We start from the raw sequence: 16829 nt of genomic DNA on the forward strand, positions 1-16829 counted from the left end.
ACCCGTGCGTGCCGGGCAGGTCAGATCCAGCCCTCCTCCCACGCCCTGCGGGCCGCTTCGTGCCTGGTCTCGGCACCCAGCTTGCTCATCGCGGCCGAGAGGTAGTTGCGAACCGTTCCCGGAGCCAGGTGCACCCGCTCGGCGATGGTGTTGATCGAAGCCCCGTGCTGGGTGTGCCGCAGCAGCTCGATCTCGCGCTCACCGAGCGGGCAGTCCCCCTCGGTGAGCGCGCTGGCGGCGATCTCGGAGTCGACGTAGCGCCCGCCGTTGTGCACGTCGCGGAGAATGGCCGCGAGTTTGCTCGCCGGTGTCGTCTTGGGGACGAAACCGCGCGCCCCCGCGCTCAGCGCGCGCTTGAGCACCCCCGGCCTGGCGTGCCTGGTGACCAGTACCACCGGGGTCGCCGTGTCTCGTGCGATCTCGGCGGTGGCCTCGACACCGTCCAGTTCGGGCATCTCCAGATCCAGCACGACCACGTCGGGACGCTCCCGCGAGACGGCCTCGATCGCCTCGGTGCCGTTGCTGGCCTGCGCGAGAACCTCGATGTCGCTTTCCAGGTCGAGCAGTGCCGCCATGGCGCCACGGATCAGGTCCTCGTCGTCGGCCAGCACGACCCCGATCATGTCTCACTGCCTCCCGGGCTCCGGTGCGTGACCGGCCAGTTCGAACCACTCACCACGTCGTTCGGCCGTGACACTGCCGTGCATCGGATCGAAGCGATCCCGCAGGCCGGCGATACCCGACCCGGCTTCGTGGTCCGCTCCGTCCCCGGCTCCATCGTTGCACAGGGTCACCGATATGCCGTCGGTGTCGTCGATACGCAACTCGCACCGCCGGGCACCGCTGTGCCGGAGGATGTTGGTGGTGCCCTCGCGCACCATGGCCGCGAACAGCGACTGCAGCGGCGGCGGTACCGAACTGCTGCTGCCCTCGACGCTCGTTTCGATGCTCGCCGCCCGCAGGATCCGTACCGCGTTGTTCAACTCGGTGGACAGATCACTGCGCCGGTAACCGTGCACGACCTCACGGGTCTCCCGCAGCGCCCGCCGGGCCGTCTCGGCGATCTCGGATGCCTGGGCGCGCGCGGCGGCACCGTCGCTGTCGATCATGCGTTCGGTCAGTTCGCCCTTCAGCGCGATCACCTGCAGATGATGCCCCTGCACGTCGTGCAGTTCGCTCGCGAACCTGAGCCGTTCCCGCGCCACTGCCAGTTCCGCCTCCGTGCCACGCGCCCGGTCCAGCTCGCACACCACGTCCCAGATCCAACCCTGCACCAGCAGCACGAACACCGTCATCGCCACCAGGAACACCGAGTAGCCCACCGTCACCGGGACGAACTCCTCGTTACCCCGCACGACCACGCTCGTGCTCGCCACCCCGGCCGTCAGCACCGTACAGCCGCAGCCCATCCACCAGCGGTATTCGCGTCGTGACCCCGTCACGATCGCCGCGGCGAACAGAGCGGGCAGCAGCGAGAACAGCAGGAAGGCGGGGATCTCCCGCGCGGTCACGTAACCCAGCACGAGCAGCGACGCGGCGAAATCCGTCGTGATCCGCACGGGCTCCGGGACGCCCGCCCCCATCCCGCGCATGATCATTCCGCACGCCCGGGTTCCCTCCACCGCGATGACCAGCACCACCGCCAACAGCACCGCCAGCTCGACGTTGCTGTAGAGACCCGCCACCCGGCCGTGCGCCAGGTTGACGATCGCGAGCAGACAGTAGATCGGCGCGGTCGGCATCACCATCCACCAGGTGTAGCGGTGCACCCGGCGCACCCGTGACGCGCTGTTGTCGGAAGCACTGGAGTTCACGGGGGCAGCATCCCCGATCCGGTCCGGGACACACACACCGCGGGGGCGGTTCGACCGTGGATGTCACGTGCCTCGATGACGGATGTCACCCCCTCGGCGACCACGGTCACGAACACCGGTGATCGCTGTTCCTACCGCACCGTCCCCGCAGGCAGCAGGCTCGGGTCATGTTCGAAGAAGTCGTCGACGTCGACGGGGTGCGCTGCTCCTACGGTTCCTACGAGGCCGTGCGCGGCGTGCGGTTCGACATCCGCGCCGGTGAACTGTTCGCGTTGCTCGGCACCAACGGTGCGGGAAAGACCACACTGCTGGAAACCGTCGAAGGACTCCGCCCGGCCACGCGAGGCCGCGTAAGGGTGTTCGGCAAGGACCCGTGGCAGCGACGGTCCGAGGTGCGTCCCCGCACCGGGATCATGCTGCAGCACAGCGGATTCGCCGGGGAACTCACCGTGCTGGAGACGGTTCGACTGTGGCGGGCCATGGTTCCGAACGCGAAGGACCCGCGTGCCGCCCTGGAAACGGTCGGGCTGCGGCACCGCGAGCGAGTTCGCGTCAAGCTGCTCTCCGGCGGGGAGCGCCGTCGACTGGACCTGGCGCTGGCCACACTGGCCCGTCCCGAACTGCTGTTCCTCGACGAACCCACCACCGGGCTCGATCCGGAGTCGCGCCGGGCCAGTTGGGAACTGGTCGCCGGACTGCTGGCCGAGGGAACCACCGTGCTGCTGACCACCCACTACTTGGAGGAGGCCGAGCGGTTGGCCCACCGGCTGGCGATCATGCACCGCGGCGAGATCGCGCTGTCGGGAACGTTGTCCGAGGTGCTGGCCGCCGAGAGCGCCCGCATCCGGTTCTCCGTCGCCGCGCGAGCTCCCGGACTTCCGGTACTGGCGGGCGAGGTGGAGCGGGACGGCGCGGGCCGGGTGGACATCCGCACCGCCTCGTTGCAGTCCGACCTGCACCGGGTGCTCGACTGGTCGCGGGAACACGGGATCCACCTGAGCGGCCTGCGAGCCAGGCAGGCATCCCTGGAGGACGTCTTCCACGCGGTCCGCGAGAGCGACGGTCGGCCCGGTCGGGGAACGCAACAGGAGGTGAAGTTCCGATGAGTACACCGCTGGGGACACCACGTGCCGCGGTACCGGCGCTGCTGCGGGCCGAACTCAACCTGTTGCTGCGCAACCGCACGGTCGCGGTGACGGCAACGCTGCTGCCCGTGCTGCTGGGGCTGCTGCTGACCAGGACCTCCGGGCCCTCGATGGCGGTGCCCGCGCTGGCGATGCAGGTTCTTACGATTCTCGGGTTCACCGTGTACCTGACAGTGACCACCACCCTGACCAGCAGGCGCCAGGAGCACTACCTCAAGCGGCTCTGCTGCGCCGCGCCCTCCCCGGCGACCGTGCTCAACTCGCTGGTGCTCGTGCCCGCGCTGCTTGCCGTGGCGCAGCTCGCCGTGGTGCTCGCGATCGGCCTGCGGCTGCTGGCCCCGCTGCGAGTGGAGGTGCTGTTCCTGCTGTTGGCGGTACTGGCGGGCACGATCTGCTGCGCCGTCATGGGGGTGGCCACCACCGGTTACACCTCGAGCGCGGAGCACGCCCAGATCACTACGCTGCCGTTCCTGCTGTTGCTGCTCGGCGGTGGGGCGGGATCCGCCGTGGTGGGCCAGGCCGCCCAGCCGCTGCGGCTCACTCCGGGGGGCGCCGTCACCGATCTGGTGCGGTGCGCCGTGGCCCCGGGGGACGGTGTGTTCGCCGCGACGCTGACTGATCTGGCGGTGCTGGCCGGGTGGACACTGCTGGCCCTGCTGGTGGCGCGGCGCACCTTCCGCTGGGAACCGCGCAGCTGAGCGGAATTCTCCTGCCGGGTGTCGGTTCGTTCGCGGCCGGGCCGCTCAACGCCACGAGGGGAGCCAGAGCTCGGCCGCCCAGCGCGCCTCCGTGATCGTGAAACCGTTCAGGACCGGCCACAGCCACACGAAGTTGGCCACCACAAGTCCGACGTAAAGCGCGATCACCAGCAGACCGGTCTTGCGGCGTTCGGCGCTCGCGTTCGAACGCCCCATGATCTCGCCGAGCACCAGCACTATCCCCAACACCAGGAAGGGTGCCAGCGGTGTGGCGTAGAAGTAGTACATCTGCCTGTCGAGGTTGACGAACCAGGGCAGGTAACCGGCGCAGTAGCCGACCAGCACCGCGGCGTAGCGCCAGTCCAGCCGCCCGACGGCACGCCACACCGCCCAACCGGCGACCGGCAACGCCGTCCACCACAGTGCCGGGGTCCCCAGCAGCATCGTGGCCTGCACGCACTCGTCCTGACCACAGCCGGGCATCCCGGACTCGTAGTAGTAGAGCATCGGCCGCATGCCCATCGGCCACGCCCACGGCTTCGACTCCCACGGGTGCGGATCGTCGCCGGTGACCAGATGAGTGTGGAACTCCAGCACGTTGAAGTGGTAGTACAGCAACGATCGCGCCATGTCGGGCAGGAAGCCGAAGCCGACGTCGTCCGCGATGGCCGCCGCGTGTCGATCGGTGGCCGTCTCGCTCGCGTACCAGCCGGCCCAGGTGGCGAAGTAGACCACCAACGGCAGCACGAACAGCGAGGCGAACGCGGGCAGGGCGTCCCGCCACAACGCACCGCGCCACGGGCGGGCCACTCCGGCGCTCCGCCGGGCCAGTGCGTCCCAGGCGAGGCTCAGCAGGCTCAGCGCCAGCACGAAGTAGATGCCGCTCCACTTCACCCCGCACGCCAGCCCCAGCAGGGCACCCGCGCCGAACCGCCACCAGCGGAATCCCAACCTGGGGCCCAGTTCCGAGTCCCCGATTCGCTGTTCGGTGACGACCAGCGCCAGGCGGGCGCGCATTCGGTCGCGATCCACCAGCAGACAGGCGAACGCGGCGAGCACCAGCACGGCGTGGAAGATGTCCAGCATGCCCACGCGCGCCTGCACGTGGCTGAGCCCGTCGCAGATCAGCAGGATTCCCGCCAGCGCGCCCAGCAGGGTGGAGCGCGTCATGCGGCGTGTGATGCGCACCAGCAGCAGCACCATCAGCGTGCCCGCGACGGCTGCGCTGAACCGCCAGCCCAACGGGGTGTAGCCGAACAGCCACTCGCCGACCGCTATCAGGTGTTTTCCCACCGGCGGATGGGCCACCAGCTCGTAGCCGGGATTGTCCTCGAAGCCTCCGTTGCGCAGCATCTGCCACGCCTGCGGGACGTAGTGCTTCTCGTCGAAGACGGGGGAGCCCTCGTCAGTCGCCTGCCCCAGTCGCCAGAAGCGGACCACACTCGCCAGCAGGGTGACCACCAGGGTCACGATCCATCCGCGCAGGCGATCCGTCGGTTCCCTCGGCCACAACAGTTTCGCCCGGTCGTGTTCACCGGGATACCGGACCGGCGGGGCTTCGCCGTCGCGAACGGCTTCGTCGTGGGCGCTGCTGCCACCGGAGCTCGGCACGAGGACGTTCACACTGAAATCGTATGGTGGTTCTCGTGACTGGCGAATCCGGATCGGGCACATTGTTGCTGGCGGCCACCCCGCTCGGCGACGCGCGCGACGCGTCCCCGAGGCTGACCGAAGCGTTGGCCACGGCCGACCTCATAGCCGCCGAGGACACCAGGCGGGTCCGTGCGCTGGCCGGTTCGCTGCGGGTGACTCCCGCCGGGCGGGTGCTGAGCTATTACGACGCGGTGGAGGAGAGCAGGCAGCCCACGCTGCTGGAGGCGCTGCGCGGTGGTTCGACCGTGTTGTTGGTCACCGACGCGGGGATGCCCAGTGTCTCCGACCCCGGTTACCGGCTGGTCGCGGCGTGCGCCTCGGAGGGGCTCCCCGTGAGCTGCCTGCCCGGCCCGAGCGCGGTGACCACCGCCTTGGCGCTGTCCGGGCTTCCCAGCGACCGGTTCTGCTTCGAGGGATTCCCGCCGCGCAAGCCCGGGCCGCGCAGACGCTGGCTGGCCGGACTGGTGGCCGAGCAGCGCACCGCCGTGTTCTTCGAGGCACCGCATCGCATAGCCGACACGCTCGACGACGCGGTCACCGTGCTCGGCTCACGGCGACGTGCCGCGGTGTGTCGGGAGCTGACCAAGACCTACGAACAGGTTCGTCGTGGTGAGCTGGGTGAACTCGCCGAGTGGGCACGGGACGGTGTGCGCGGCGAGATCACCGTGGTGCTCGCCGGGGCGGAAACCGCGGCACCGGAGGACCCCGCCGAACTCGTGGCCCAGGTCGAGCAGCGTGCGGCCAGCGGGATGCGGCTCAAGGACGCGGTCGCCGAGATAGCGGAGATGGGCGGAGTGCGCAAGAAGGACCTCTACGACGCGGTGCTGGCGGCCCGCGGCTGAGGGCGGTTTCCCGCTCCTCGCCACTCGTGAGTCGGCCCCGTGCGTGAGGCGCCGACTCACGTGTCGGTACCCGGTCACACGCGAGTGGTGTCGTGGCCCCTCAGCGGGGGCCGTACTCCCTGTCCCCGGCGTCTCCCAGGCCGGGGACGATGAACCCCGACTCGTTGAGCCGTTCGTCCACACTCGCCGTGACCACCCGGACCGGAAGTTCCGAATCGGACAGTCGGTCGATGCCCTCCGGCGCGGCCAGCGTGCAGATCGCGGTGACGTCCCGGGCGCCCCGCTGGTGCAGCAGTCCGATCGTGTGGACCATCGAGCCGCCGGTGGCCAGCATCGGATCGAGCACGATCACCGGACGTGCCGAGAGGTCGTCCGGCAGTGACTCCATGTACGGGGTCGGTCGCAACGTCTCCTCGTCCCGGGCGAGACCGACGAACCCCATCTGTGCCTCGGGTATCAGGCGGTGCGCCTGGTCGGCCATGCCCAGTCCGGCGCGCAGCACCGGAACCAGCAGTGGCGGATCGGCGAGCCGGTACCCCTTGGTGCGCGCCACCGGCGTGTGAATGAACTCCTCGGTGAGCTCGGCGTCCCTGATGGCCTCGTAGAGCAGCATCAGGGTGAGCTCCTGCAACGCTGCCCGGAACGCCGCGTTGTCGGTTCGCGCGTCACGCATGGTGGAAAGTCTTGCCTGCGTAAGAGGGTGATCGATGACCCGCACATCCATGGCTTCCACGGTATCGGCAAGCTCGTCGAAGTCTTCCGTTCGCCCTTGGCGCGGGTTCGTGGAGCGAGCCCCCTCGGGCGTCCGGTTCGAGTTCGTGCCATCGCGGCTCGCGGACGGGGTGGGCGGGGAAGCCGCGCGTGGATCCGTGGGCGGTCCGGTGTGGATCGATCTGTTCCGTCTGTTCCGGGCAGAGCCGTGTTGGTTCCCGATTTTCCCTGTGGTGGGCCGCGCGTCCGAACGGGTGAAAGATTGGTCCATACCTTGACCAGTCTTGGTCTAGACCACACGGTATTGGTCATCCCGTACCGACCCACCGGGAGTGATCGATGTCTCTGAGTTCACGTTCGGCGTGGCGATTATCAGCCCTGGCGGCCGGAGCCGCGATGTTCACCGGGCTGCTGGCCGTCCCGGCCACTGCCACCAGCGTTGCCGGTTCCACCGAGCAGGGTGCGGATCGAGCGGCCACGGCCGCCGAAACGACCGCCCAAAGTGGATCCCGCAAGGTCGGCTACTTCACACAGTGGTCGATCTACGACCGACAATTCTACATCAACGATCTGGTCACCTCCGGCACCGCCGAGAAACTGACCCACATCAATTACGCGTTCGGAAACCTGGATGCCTCCGGGCAGTGCTTCACCGGTAACCAGGCCGGGGAGGCCGACGCGTGGGCCGACTACCAGAAGCGGTTCTCCGCGGCCAACTCCGTCGACGGCGTCGCCGACACCTGGGACCAGCCGCTGGCGGGCAATCTCAACCAGCTGGCCGAGCTCAAGGAGATGTACCCCCACCTCAAGGTCTACATCTCGCTGGGCGGCTGGTCGTGGTCGGACGACTTCCACACCGCGGCCGCGACGCAGCAGTCCCGTGCGCAGCACGTGAAGTCCTGCATCGACATGTGGCTGCGGGGTAACCTGCCGAAGCTCGGCGGTTCGCCGCAGGGCGGCGAGGGTGTCGCGGCGGGCATCTTCGACGGCGTCGACATCGACTGGGAGTGGCCCGCCTCCGAGGGCGGCCCCGGCACCATCGTGGATCCGGCCGACAAGCAGAACTACACCGCCCTGTTGCGGGAGTGGCGCAGCCAGCTCGACGGGCTGGAGGCCGAGACCGGCGAGAGCTACGATCTGACCGCTTTCCTGCCCGCCTCACCGGAGAAGATCGACGCGGGCTTCGAGGTGGACAAGATCTTCGACTCGCTGAGCTTCGCCACCGTGCAGGGCTACGACCTGCACGGCGCCTACGAGGAGACCACCAACCACCAGTCAGCGCTGTACAGCCCCACGGGCGACCCCTCGCCCGAGAGGTTCAGCGTCGACAAGGCGATCGACACCTACCTGGCTCGGGGGGCTCCGGCGAACGAGCTGGTGCTCGGAGTCCCGTTCTACGGGCGAGGATGGACCGGAGTGCCGGACCGGAACAACGGTCTGTTCCAGACCTCCACGGGCCCGGCTCCCGCGACGTACGAAGCGGGTTACGAGGACTACAAGGTGCTCAAGGACAAGGTCGGGCAGTACACGGTGCACCGCGACGAGCAGGCGGGCTTCGCCTGGTTGTACGACGGCGACACGTTCTGGACCTTCGACGATCCCACGGAGATAGCCAGGAAGATGGACTACGTCAACAGCAACGCTCTGGGCGGCGCCATGATCTGGTCGCTGGACGGCGACACCGCCGACGGTGAGCTGATGACCGCCATCGACCAGAACCTGAACTGATCCCCTCCCAGGCATGGGCCACGTGGCGGGCCCATGGGCCGCCCCGGCGATCCCCGTCGCCGGGGCGGACTTCCGCTGCCGAAATCGTGTTGACTACCGGTTGTGACCGCGTGTCCGGCCGATCGGGCCGTCCGAACCTCGCTAACCCGGCGTACGCGCGTTGTTGACGTGCGGTTCGCACTGCCGGTGGGGTCCTTTTCCGGGAACGCATGGCAAGCTGTGCGTGTGGTATCACGACATAACGCTGTCCGATGCGCTCTGCTGGCCGCGACGGTGGGCGGGACCGTGTATCGCAGCCTGCGCACCCTTCGGAAGGCGCGAGCCATTCTGCCGTTGGAGCGGCAACCGGCGAGTACCGTCCTGCCGCCCACCGTGACCGTGGTGGTTCCCGCTCGTAACGAGGAGGACGTGCTGGACAACTGCCTGCGCGGTATCCGCGAGCAGACCTACGGCTCCGCACGTGACCCGGACGACGAGGAACCGGCCCTGCGGGTCGTGGTGGTCGACGACGGATCCACCGACGGTACCAGCGAGATCGCTGCCCGCCACGCGGCCGAGGACCCCCGAGTGCGGGTCGTACGCAGCGATGGGCCGCCCGCGGGGTGGACCGGCAAGGTGCACGCGATGCACGTCGGTGTCGAGGCAGCGGGCGAGCCCGAGGCGGGCGAGTGGCTGATGTTCGTCGACGCCGACACCGTGCTCGCCCCCGAACTGCTGGCGAAGCTGTTGGCCACCGCGGAACACGCGGAAGCCGATCTGGTTTCCACACCGGGTGGGCCGCCCGAGAACCACTCGGCGAGCTGGCCGATACTCATGCCTGCCGGGCTGCAGATGATCGGCGAGAACGCCGATCCGGTCGGCAAGGGAAGCAAGGCGTTCGCCATCGGCCACTGCATCCTGCTGCGCCGCTCGCACTACGAGAAGATCGGCGGCTGGGCGGCGCTGTCCGGGCGTCGCAACGAGGACATCGCCATCGCCACCACCGTTCGCGATCACGGCGGGGTCACCAGGGTGGTCGAGGGGCTCTCTTACGCGACCACCAGCGGTATGGATCCCTTCCGACAGGGGTGGGACTCCTTCCGCAAGAGCTTCGTGGCGGGCACCAACGGTTCGCTTCCGCTGTTGCTCGGTATCGGGCTCGGCCAGATCTCGCTCTCACTGGCCTCCCCGGCGATCGTCGCGGCGGGGGTGCGTGGCCGAAATCCGGCGTTGATCGCGCTCGGCTCGCTCGGTTGGGCCGCGCAGAGCACGACGCATGCCCGTACCGCACGGGTCATGCACGCGGGCCCCTGGTTGGCACCGGCCGCGCCGTTCACCAACGCGGTCTTCGGCGGCATCATGCTGCACGGTGCGCTCGAGGTGGCGCGGGGAGTGACCAGCTGGAAGGGACGCGCCGCGAAGTTCTGATCCGACGATTCCGCGCGAAATCCACAACGTGCTCGTCCCGTTCCGGAAGGGGCGAAAGCGGTACTCAGCTCATCAGGTTCGCCGCCACGGTGGCGCCGAGTTCCCAGCACGCGTCCAACCCCGTCGAGTCGGGCTCTCCGGTGAGGTCCACCGGTTCGGCCACCTGCTGCCACCCCAGGCCTGTGGTGATCGAACGAGCAGCTCGGAGAGCGCCCTCGGTTCCCTCGTTGCCGTGCACGTAGATCCCGAACGGCCTGCCGCCGGTGGCGTCCAGGCACGGGTAGTAGATCTGGTCGAAGAAGTGCTTGAGCGCGCCGGACATGTAACCGAGGTTGGCCGGGGTCCCCAGCAGATACCCGTCGGCCGCGAGCACGTCGGCGGCAGTGGCGGACAGCGCGGCCCTGCGCACCACCTCGACATCCTCGATCTCGTCGGTGGTCGCCCCCTCGACGACCTTCTCGAACATCGCCTGCATCCCCGGTGAAGGAGTGTGGTGCACGATCAGCAGTCGGGCCATGCCGTCAGTCTAGGATTCCGGTGCCGCCTCGGGGCCGAGGCGGCCGGGGCGGACTTCCCGGGGCGGATACGCCGGTCCGCGGCAATCGCGCTCCGGTCCTGGAATGCTTTTCTCCTCCGGTCCGCTCGCACGGCGTGGGGGCCCGCGGCATCGGAGATTTCGGCCGCGTAGTTCGCCGGTTTCGTGACCACGGCACCGCTGTCTTTGCCATGATCGGGAACCGTGGCACGTTCCCGGCGAACCCCGGACATTCCCCGGGTGCTCAGCAACAGGGCGATCACGATCGGCGCCCTCGTGGTCGTCGGGATCACGCTGCTCTCGACGACCCTGCTGGTGGTCGTGCTGCGGGACGCGCCACCCAAGGTGATCCTCGAAGCCGTACGCACCTCGGCGAGCATCGGAGTGGGCACGGGCGGAGCCGCCGCTCTCTGGCTGGCGGCCCGCCGACAGCGCAGCACCGAGGTCAGCATCCTGCGGCGGGATCACGACGCCACCGAGACCCGGGTCACCGAACTCTACGGCAGGGCCGCCGAGCAGCTCAGCGCCGACAAGGCACCGGTGCGGCTGGCCGGGATCTTCGCGCTGGAACGGCTGGGCCAGACCTATCCGACGCACCGGCAGACGATCGTCGACCTCATCTGCGCCTACCTCCGTATGCCGCCGGACGCGTCCGAGGGGCAGGAGAGTTCCGAACACGGCGGTCCCCAGGAGTTCGAGGTTCGGCAGGCCGCGCAGCAGGTGCTGGTGACCCACCTGCGCCCCGCGGCGGAACCTACCGACGACTCCCTGTTCTGGCCGGACATCGCGTTGAACCTGTCCGGTGCCGTGCTGCACACCTTCACCTTCTCCCGGTGCCGGGTGCGTTCCGCCACCTTCGCCGATGCCAGTTTCCACGGTCCGGCCGTGTTCCGGGGAACGTTGTTCGAGCAGCACGCCGATTTCCGTGGAGTGCGGTTCAGCGGCCTCGGGGATTTCCGTCGCGTCGGCTTCGAGGGCGAGGGCGTGACCTTCCGCGGGGCCTCCTTCGAGGGTGAGGTGGACTTCGGCACGCACACCACGGCCGTGCTCTCCGGCGCGATGACCCGGCTCGACAACGGTACGCGGCGCAAATGGCCCGAGGAGTGGTCCGAACGCCCCTCGTCCGAGCGAACCGGTTGGGCCGAGCTCGTGGCACGAAGAAGCTGAGCGAGTCCTACGGCGGCGGTTCGATTGGTCCGAACGGGGAACCGAACTCTTCTCCGAGACGTCCCATCGGTGATGGCCCCGCAGGGTACGTGGCCATCGGTTCGACATCGCTCGGATCGAAGAGAGTGATCGGCAGGGGAGTGAAGAAGGATGTCCTATCCGGATGGATCCGAACTGATGAGTTGTTCCGCGGAACACTCTCCGAGGCGAGTGGCGTGCGGGAATCCCGGTGCCGTCGCGGTCGGACGGTCGGAAGGCGTGGCTTGGGGGTCACGTGACGCGGCTTGGTGGTCGCGTGGGGCCGTCACGGCGGTCACGGGTAACCACGACGAGTACGACATTCGCACGAGATCATCCGTTCGCGTGCGTCCTGACCGGTACGTGAGCCTTCCGGCGGGGACCTCCGCACGGCTTGGTGGTCGCGCGGCCCCGCCCTAGGTGAGCCGATTCCGGTCCCGCGCACGATTCGGGAGGGTGCACGACTCTTCCTGCGGAGGGGACCCCACCACGGTTCCCGAACTGTGGCGGCCGCGCTTTCAGCCGCCGACCAACGAACGGACCTCCGAGGTGAGTTCGGCGAGCAGCTCCCGCGCGCGTTCGCGCGCGGTTGTCAGCCCGGACACCTCGTCCGGCCCCTCGACGTGAACGATCGTCTGCAGATAGCACTTGAGCTTCGGTTCCGTCCCGGAAGGACGGACCACCACCCTCGGCTTCCCGGTCTCCTCGTCGCCCGCACCCCGCAGAATCAGCACATCGGCCTCGGGCAGCAGGTCACGCGTTTCCACCGGGGTTCCCACCAGTTCGGTCGGCGGGTTCCGCCGCAGCAGTCGCATCGTGTCCGCCATGACCTGCGGATCCGTCATGCGTACCGTGATCTGCCCCGTCTCGTGCACCCCGTGCTCGATCTCCAGCTCGGCCAGCCGTTCCGACAGTGTCGTGCCGGCACGTGCCAGCGTGGCCGCGAGACCGCAGGCCACCACCGCCGTGGCGATGCCGTCCTTGTCCCGCACGTGATCCGGGTCGACACAGTGCCCGAGCGCTTCCTCGTAGGCGTATACCAGCCCGCCGCCGCTCCCGTCGCCCGCGCGCATCAGCCACTTGAAGCCGGTCAGCGTCTCGTCGTAACGAGCCCCGTGCGCGTGTGCCACCGACTCCAGCATGGAAGAGGAGACGATCGTGGTGGCCACCAGCGGATCCGCGCCGGCTTTTCTCTCGGTTGCGGCCAGTACGTGGTCACCGAGCAGCACTCCGGTCTCGTCGCCCCGCAGCATCCGCCACCCGCCCTCCGAGGTGGGAACGCCCAGCGCGCACCTGTCCGCGTCCGGATCCAGCGCCACTGCGAGGTCCGCGTCGATGTCGCGGGCCAGTTCGAGTACGGCGTCGGTGGCGCCCGGCTCCTCCGGATTGGGAAACTCCACGGTCGGGAAGTCCGGATCGGGCTCCCGCTGTGCCGTGACGAAGTGCGTGTCGGTGAAACCGGCAGTCCGCAACGCCCGTTCCAGCGGTGCGGCCCCCACACCGTGCAGCGCCGTCGCGGCCACCCGCAGTCCTCCGGCACCGCCGGCAAGCTCGACCACTCGTTCGAGGTATTCGGGCAGCGCACGCTCGTAGTGGCGCCAGCCGCGCTCCCGCGGCACGGTGGCGGCGGCCCCCACCTCGGAGATCGCGTGTTCGATCTCGGCGTCGTACGGTGCCACCAGCGGGTCACCGCCCGCCAGGTAGACCTTGTAGCCGTTGTCGGTGGGCGGGTTGTGCGAGGCGGTCAGCTGCACTCCCGCGACCGCTTCCAGCGCCCGCGTCGCGCGGGCCAGTACCGGGGTGGGCAGCGGTTCCGGCAGTAGCCGCACGTCGAAACCGGCCGCGCACAGCACCTCGGCGGTGTCCACGGCGAACCGGTGGGAACCGTGCCTGGCGTCGTGGCCGATGACCACGGTGCCCGCCGTGCCGCGCCCACGGAGCCAACCGGCCAGCCCGGCGGTCGTGCGGATCACCACCGCGCGGTTCATCCCGTTCGGACCCGCCCGCAGCGGCGCGCGGATCCCTGCGGTGCCGAAGGCGGGCGGGCCCGCCACGCGGTCCGCGAGCTCTGCCGCGGCGTCCGCGTCCCCGGCCTCCGCGCGCCGCGTCAGCTCGGTCAGTTCCGCCCGGTCGGTCTCGTCGACCTCGCCCGCCAGCCACTCCCGCGCGGTTTCCCGGACTCGTTGGTCCCGGGGCATCACGATCACCTCCGGCGACGTGCGTCGATCGGGCCGGAGAGCTCGCTCAGGCGCGCTCGGCCAGCGAGCGCAACAGCTTGCCCATCCTGTCCGCGGCGGCCCTGCCCGCCTCCAGCACTTCCTGGTGGTTCAGCGGCTCCCCGGTCATACCGGCCGCGAGGTTGGTGACCAGCGACAGCCCGAACACTTCGGCACCTCCCGCGCGTGCGGCGATCGCTTCCTGCACTGTGGACATGCCCACCAGCTCGGCACCCAGCGTGCGCAGCATCCGGATCTCGGCGGGCGTCTCGAAGTGCGGTCCCGGCATGCACGCGTAGACACCCTCGGCCAGCGAGGGGTCGATCGAGGTCGCGATCTCGCGCAGCCGCGTCGCGTACAGGTCGGTGAGGTCGACGAACCTGGCCCCCACCAGCGGGGAGCGGGCCGTCATGTTCAGGTGGTCGCTGATGAGCACCGGCTGCCCCACGCTCATGTCCTCGCGCAGCCCGCCCGCCGCGTTGGTCAGCACCACCGTGCGACAGCCCGCCGCCACGGCGGTCCGCACCCCGTGGACGACCTTTTCCACCCCTCGGCCCTCGTAGAGGTGGGTTCTGCCGAGCAGCACCAGAACCCGCTTGTTCCCGATCCGCACCGAGCGGACCTTGCCGGTGTGTCCCACCGCCGAGGGGGCGTCGAAACCGGGCAGTTCGGACATGTCGAGTTCGCTCTCGGGCGAGCCCAGCTCCTCGGCCGCGGGCTGCCATCCCGAACCGAGCACCACCGCCAGGTCGTGCCCGGCGACTCCGGTCAGCTCGGCAAGGGTGGCCGCCGCGTTGCTCGCCACGGCCGCCGGATCGGGCGACTCCGATGTGCTGGAAGACGTCACGGTCGGTCAGCCTAACCAACCAGCCCGGCACGAGTCTCTCGCCCGTGCCGGAGGTCGCTCGAGAAGTTCGGCCCGTGCGGGCCCGGCACTCCGGCACTCCAGTGCGGCGAACTCTCGTCGTGGCCCTGAGAGCCGGGCTGTCCGGCGAGCGTTCAGTTCCGTGTCCGGAACCGGTTCGCGGTTCGTTCCAGCAGCTGTTCCGCTTCTCGTGCCGATCCGGAAGTGGTCACTCGCACGATCCACAGATCACCGTCGATCCGCATCGCCCGAGCCGCCACGTGACGCAGCAGTGGATCCTGCTCCGCCGGGATCTCGTCGTAGGACCTGATGATCACGTTGTAGCGCAGCCGCAGCTCTCTCGTGCCGCGCGACTGGTTGCCCGCGACGTAGTTCCTGGACCGCATCTCGAAGGTGTTGTTCGCGCCGCGCTGTCTCTCCTTGAGGGCGGTTGTGTAGCCCTCGGTCGTGTAGCCGCGCTCGTAGTAGCCCCCGAACCGTTGCACCGCCAGCTCCGTACCCCCGCCGGGGGAGACGAATCGATCGGTCATGCTGCGGGTCGGTGTCTGACTGCTGTACTCCTGGTAGTGGGTCCAACCTCTGGGCACGGGCATGGTGTAGTAGCCGCCGCCACCGTCGTTGGAATGTTCGAGCGTTCCGCTGTTTTCCACCAGCTCCACCGGTTCCTGCCGCTGGAGGGTCTCGGGTCCCGGGTCCTCGTGGTTGGGGAGCACCTGTTCCCCCGCGAGTATCCGGGTTCCCACGAACGACGCTCCCGCTGCCGGGACGAACAGCAGTACCGCCGCCAGCGTCAGCAGCAACACACCCAGCGGTGAGCGACTCCTCCGTTGTGGCGGCGGCTCGCTGGGGGTGAACGGCAGTGGTCCCGGATCAGCGGCGAGCGGCGCCGAGCCCGGTTCGTTCGCTCCCCCGCCCCCCGAAGCGGTGAAGCCGCGGGAGAACCCGCCGCTGTACTGCGGACCGTTGCTGTACTGGGAACCGCCGGCGGAGGTTTCCCGCGCGCCCCATCCGGAACCCGAGGCCTGCTCCGCGGGCCACGAGTTCTCGGACCGCCCACCACGTTCCGAATCGGAGCTCTCCGGCAGCGGTGTCCGCACCGTCGCCGACTCCTCGGGTACCAGTCCCGCGAACGGCTCCGTCCCGGGCTCCGGCAACAGCGGCTGCACGAGACCGCGCACCTCGCGCAGCGACATGCGTCGCCGCGGCTCCTTGACCAGCAGGGCGGTGATGACCTCACCGATCGGGCCCGGTCTGGCGGTGCTGGGGACGGGACCGTTGACCACCGAGTTGATGGTGGCGACCGGATTGTCGTCGGTGTCGTACGGCGGCACGCCCTCGGCGGCCGCGAACAGGGCCGCGCCCAGGCCCCAGAGGTCGGCCGCGGCGGTGACGGTCTCACCGGCCGCCACCTCCGGAGCGATGAACGCCGGAGTACCCAGCATGATCCCGGTGCGGGTGAGCGTGGGCTCGGCCACGTTGCGGGAGATGCCGAAGTCGCTGAGCTTGATCCGCCCGTCCGCGGCCAGCAGGACGTTGCCCGGCTTCACGTCCCGGTGCACCACACCGGCCTGGTGCGCGGTCTCCAACGCGGAGGCGACCGAGTCGATCACCACGGCGAGTTGGCTGTCGTCGAGCGGGCCGTGGTCGGCGATGATGCTCGCCAGGCTGTGCGAGGGCACCAGCTCCATCACCACGAACGGCTCATCGCCCTCGCGGGCGACGTCGTAGAGCGTGACCACGTTGGGATGGGTCACCACCGCCGTGGCGCGCGCCTCCCGCAGCGTGCGTTCGCGGATCTCCGCGGCCTCGGCCTCCGGGATGCCCGGTGGTAGCCGCACAGCCTTGATGGCGACCGGCCTGCGCAGCAGTTCGTCCATGCCGGACCAAACCGAGCCCATCGCGCCGCCGCCGATCCTGGCGCGCATTCGGTACCGGTCGGCGATCAGTCGACCGATACTGCTTTCTTCCGGTTCCTCCTTGGGCACGCCCCGATTGTCCAACAGCCCGCCACACCCGCTCCACAAGGTGTT

At 69.3% G+C, this 16829-nt stretch carries 14 protein-coding genes; 6 read left to right on the forward strand and 8 right to left on the reverse strand.

Going from position 1 to position 16829, the window contains the following annotated elements; all coding sequences use genetic code 11:
• Positions 1-20: 20 nt before the first annotated feature.
• Both BLR41_RS16025 and BLR41_RS16030 read right to left on the reverse strand, forming a co-directional pair.
• On the reverse strand, positions 21-623 hold the full coding sequence (locus BLR41_RS16025; protein ID WP_092629408.1) for a response regulator transcription factor: 603 nt from the start codon (positions 621-623) through the stop codon (positions 21-23).
• A 3-nt stretch (positions 624-626) separates the two neighbouring features.
• Positions 627-1814, reverse strand: coding sequence for a sensor histidine kinase (locus BLR41_RS16030; RefSeq protein ID WP_092629409.1), 1188 nt, complete (start codon positions 1812-1814; stop codon positions 627-629).
• 167 nt (positions 1815-1981) lie between these two features.
• On the opposite strand from BLR41_RS16030, the gene BLR41_RS16035 reads away from it, so the two are divergent.
• Both BLR41_RS16035 and BLR41_RS16040 read left to right on the forward strand, forming a co-directional pair.
• Positions 1982-2920 (forward strand): ABC transporter ATP-binding protein, encoded by a 939-nt coding sequence (locus tag BLR41_RS16035; RefSeq protein ID WP_092629411.1) that lies wholly within the window; start codon positions 1982-1984, stop codon positions 2918-2920.
• Complete coding sequence (locus BLR41_RS16040) at positions 2917-3657, forward strand: ABC transporter permease (RefSeq protein ID WP_092629413.1); 741 nt, start codon at positions 2917-2919, stop codon at positions 3655-3657. The genes BLR41_RS16035 and BLR41_RS16040 overlap by 4 nt, the downstream gene beginning before the upstream one ends.
• A 45-nt stretch (positions 3658-3702) precedes the next feature.
• Here the strand turns inward: BLR41_RS16040 and BLR41_RS16045 are convergent, their stop codons facing one another.
• Positions 3703-5280, reverse strand: coding sequence for a dolichyl-phosphate-mannose--protein mannosyltransferase (locus tag BLR41_RS16045; RefSeq protein WP_218120178.1), 1578 nt, complete (start codon positions 5278-5280; stop codon positions 3703-3705).
• Positions 5281-5291: 11 nt separating this feature from the next.
• Between BLR41_RS16045 and rsmI the strand changes: the two genes are divergently transcribed.
• Positions 5292-6152 (forward strand): 16S rRNA (cytidine(1402)-2'-O)-methyltransferase, encoded by an 861-nt coding sequence (gene rsmI, locus BLR41_RS16050; RefSeq protein WP_176798013.1) that lies wholly within the window; start codon positions 5292-5294, stop codon positions 6150-6152.
• 100 nt (positions 6153-6252) lie between these two features.
• Here the strand turns inward: rsmI and upp are convergent, their stop codons facing one another.
• The gene (gene upp, locus BLR41_RS16055; protein ID WP_092629418.1) at positions 6253-6876 is read right to left on the reverse strand and encodes a uracil phosphoribosyltransferase; all 624 of its coding nucleotides are present in this window, start codon (positions 6874-6876) and stop codon (positions 6253-6255) included.
• Between the two features lie 326 nt (positions 6877-7202).
• Between upp and BLR41_RS16060 the strand changes: the two genes are divergently transcribed.
• Both BLR41_RS16060 and BLR41_RS16065 read left to right on the forward strand, forming a co-directional pair.
• Complete coding sequence (locus BLR41_RS16060) at positions 7203-8591, forward strand: glycoside hydrolase family 18 protein (protein ID WP_092629420.1); 1389 nt, start codon at positions 7203-7205, stop codon at positions 8589-8591.
• 225 nt (positions 8592-8816) lie between these two features.
• Positions 8817-9998: a glycosyltransferase family 2 protein gene (locus BLR41_RS16065; protein ID WP_245694315.1), complete on the forward strand. Its 1182-nt coding sequence runs from the start codon at positions 8817-8819 to the stop codon at positions 9996-9998.
• A gap of 64 nt (positions 9999-10062) precedes the next feature.
• Here BLR41_RS16065 and BLR41_RS16070 read toward each other — a convergent pair whose 3' ends face one another.
• Entirely contained in the window at positions 10063-10515 is a 453-nt protein-coding gene (locus tag BLR41_RS16070; protein WP_092629421.1) for a flavodoxin family protein, read from the reverse strand.
• 222 nt (positions 10516-10737) lie between these two features.
• Between BLR41_RS16070 and BLR41_RS16075 the strand changes: the two genes are divergently transcribed.
• Entirely contained in the window at positions 10738-11700 is a 963-nt protein-coding gene (locus BLR41_RS16075; protein ID WP_218120179.1) for a pentapeptide repeat-containing protein, read from the forward strand.
• Between the two features lie 536 nt (positions 11701-12236).
• Here the strand turns inward: BLR41_RS16075 and BLR41_RS16080 are convergent.
• The 3 genes from BLR41_RS16080 to BLR41_RS16090 all read right to left on the reverse strand — a co-directional run bounded on the left by BLR41_RS16080 (position 12237) and on the right by BLR41_RS16090 (position 16724).
• On the reverse strand, positions 12237-13916 hold the full coding sequence (locus tag BLR41_RS16080) for a phospho-sugar mutase (protein WP_092629620.1): 1680 nt from the start codon (positions 13914-13916) through the stop codon (positions 12237-12239).
• Positions 13917-13962: 46 nt separating this feature from the next.
• Entirely contained in the window at positions 13963-14781 is an 819-nt protein-coding gene (locus BLR41_RS16085; protein ID WP_092629424.1) for a purine-nucleoside phosphorylase, read from the reverse strand.
• 152 nt (positions 14782-14933) lie between these two features.
• The gene (locus BLR41_RS16090; protein ID WP_092629623.1) at positions 14934-16724 is read right to left on the reverse strand and encodes a serine/threonine-protein kinase; all 1791 of its coding nucleotides are present in this window, start codon (positions 16722-16724) and stop codon (positions 14934-14936) included.
• Positions 16725-16829: the final 105 nt, after the last annotated feature.

It is taken from the genome of Actinopolyspora mzabensis, assembly GCF_900101095.1.
Lineage (GTDB): Bacteria > Actinomycetota > Actinomycetes > Mycobacteriales > Pseudonocardiaceae > Actinopolyspora > Actinopolyspora mzabensis.

What these genes read in the sequence shown, in the direction of transcription:
- BLR41_RS16040 (WP_092629413.1), top strand. Translation starts at nt 2,917, where the DNA reads ATGAGTACACCGCTGGGGACACCACGTGCCGCGGTACCGGCGCTGCTG.
- BLR41_RS16080 (WP_092629620.1), bottom strand. Translation starts at nt 13,916, where the DNA reads ATGCCCCGGGACCAACGAGTCCGGGAAACCGCGCGGGAGTGGCTGGCG.
- BLR41_RS16090 (WP_092629623.1), bottom strand. Translation starts at nt 16,724, where the DNA reads ATGCGCGCCAGGATCGGCGGCGGCGCGATGGGCTCGGTTTGGTCCGGC.
- BLR41_RS16070 (WP_092629421.1), bottom strand. Translation starts at nt 10,515, where the DNA reads ATGGCCCGACTGCTGATCGTGCACCACACTCCTTCACCGGGGATGCAG.
- BLR41_RS16060 (WP_092629420.1), top strand. Translation starts at nt 7,203, where the DNA reads ATGTCTCTGAGTTCACGTTCGGCGTGGCGATTATCAGCCCTGGCGGCC.
- upp (WP_092629418.1), bottom strand. Translation starts at nt 6,876, where the DNA reads ATGGATGTGCGGGTCATCGATCACCCTCTTACGCAGGCAAGACTTTCC.
- BLR41_RS16025 (WP_092629408.1), bottom strand. Translation starts at nt 623, where the DNA reads ATGATCGGGGTCGTGCTGGCCGACGACGAGGACCTGATCCGTGGCGCC.
- rsmI (WP_176798013.1), top strand. Translation starts at nt 5,292, where the DNA reads ATGGTGGTTCTCGTGACTGGCGAATCCGGATCGGGCACATTGTTGCTG.
- BLR41_RS16035 (WP_092629411.1), top strand. Translation starts at nt 1,982, where the DNA reads ATGTTCGAAGAAGTCGTCGACGTCGACGGGGTGCGCTGCTCCTACGGT.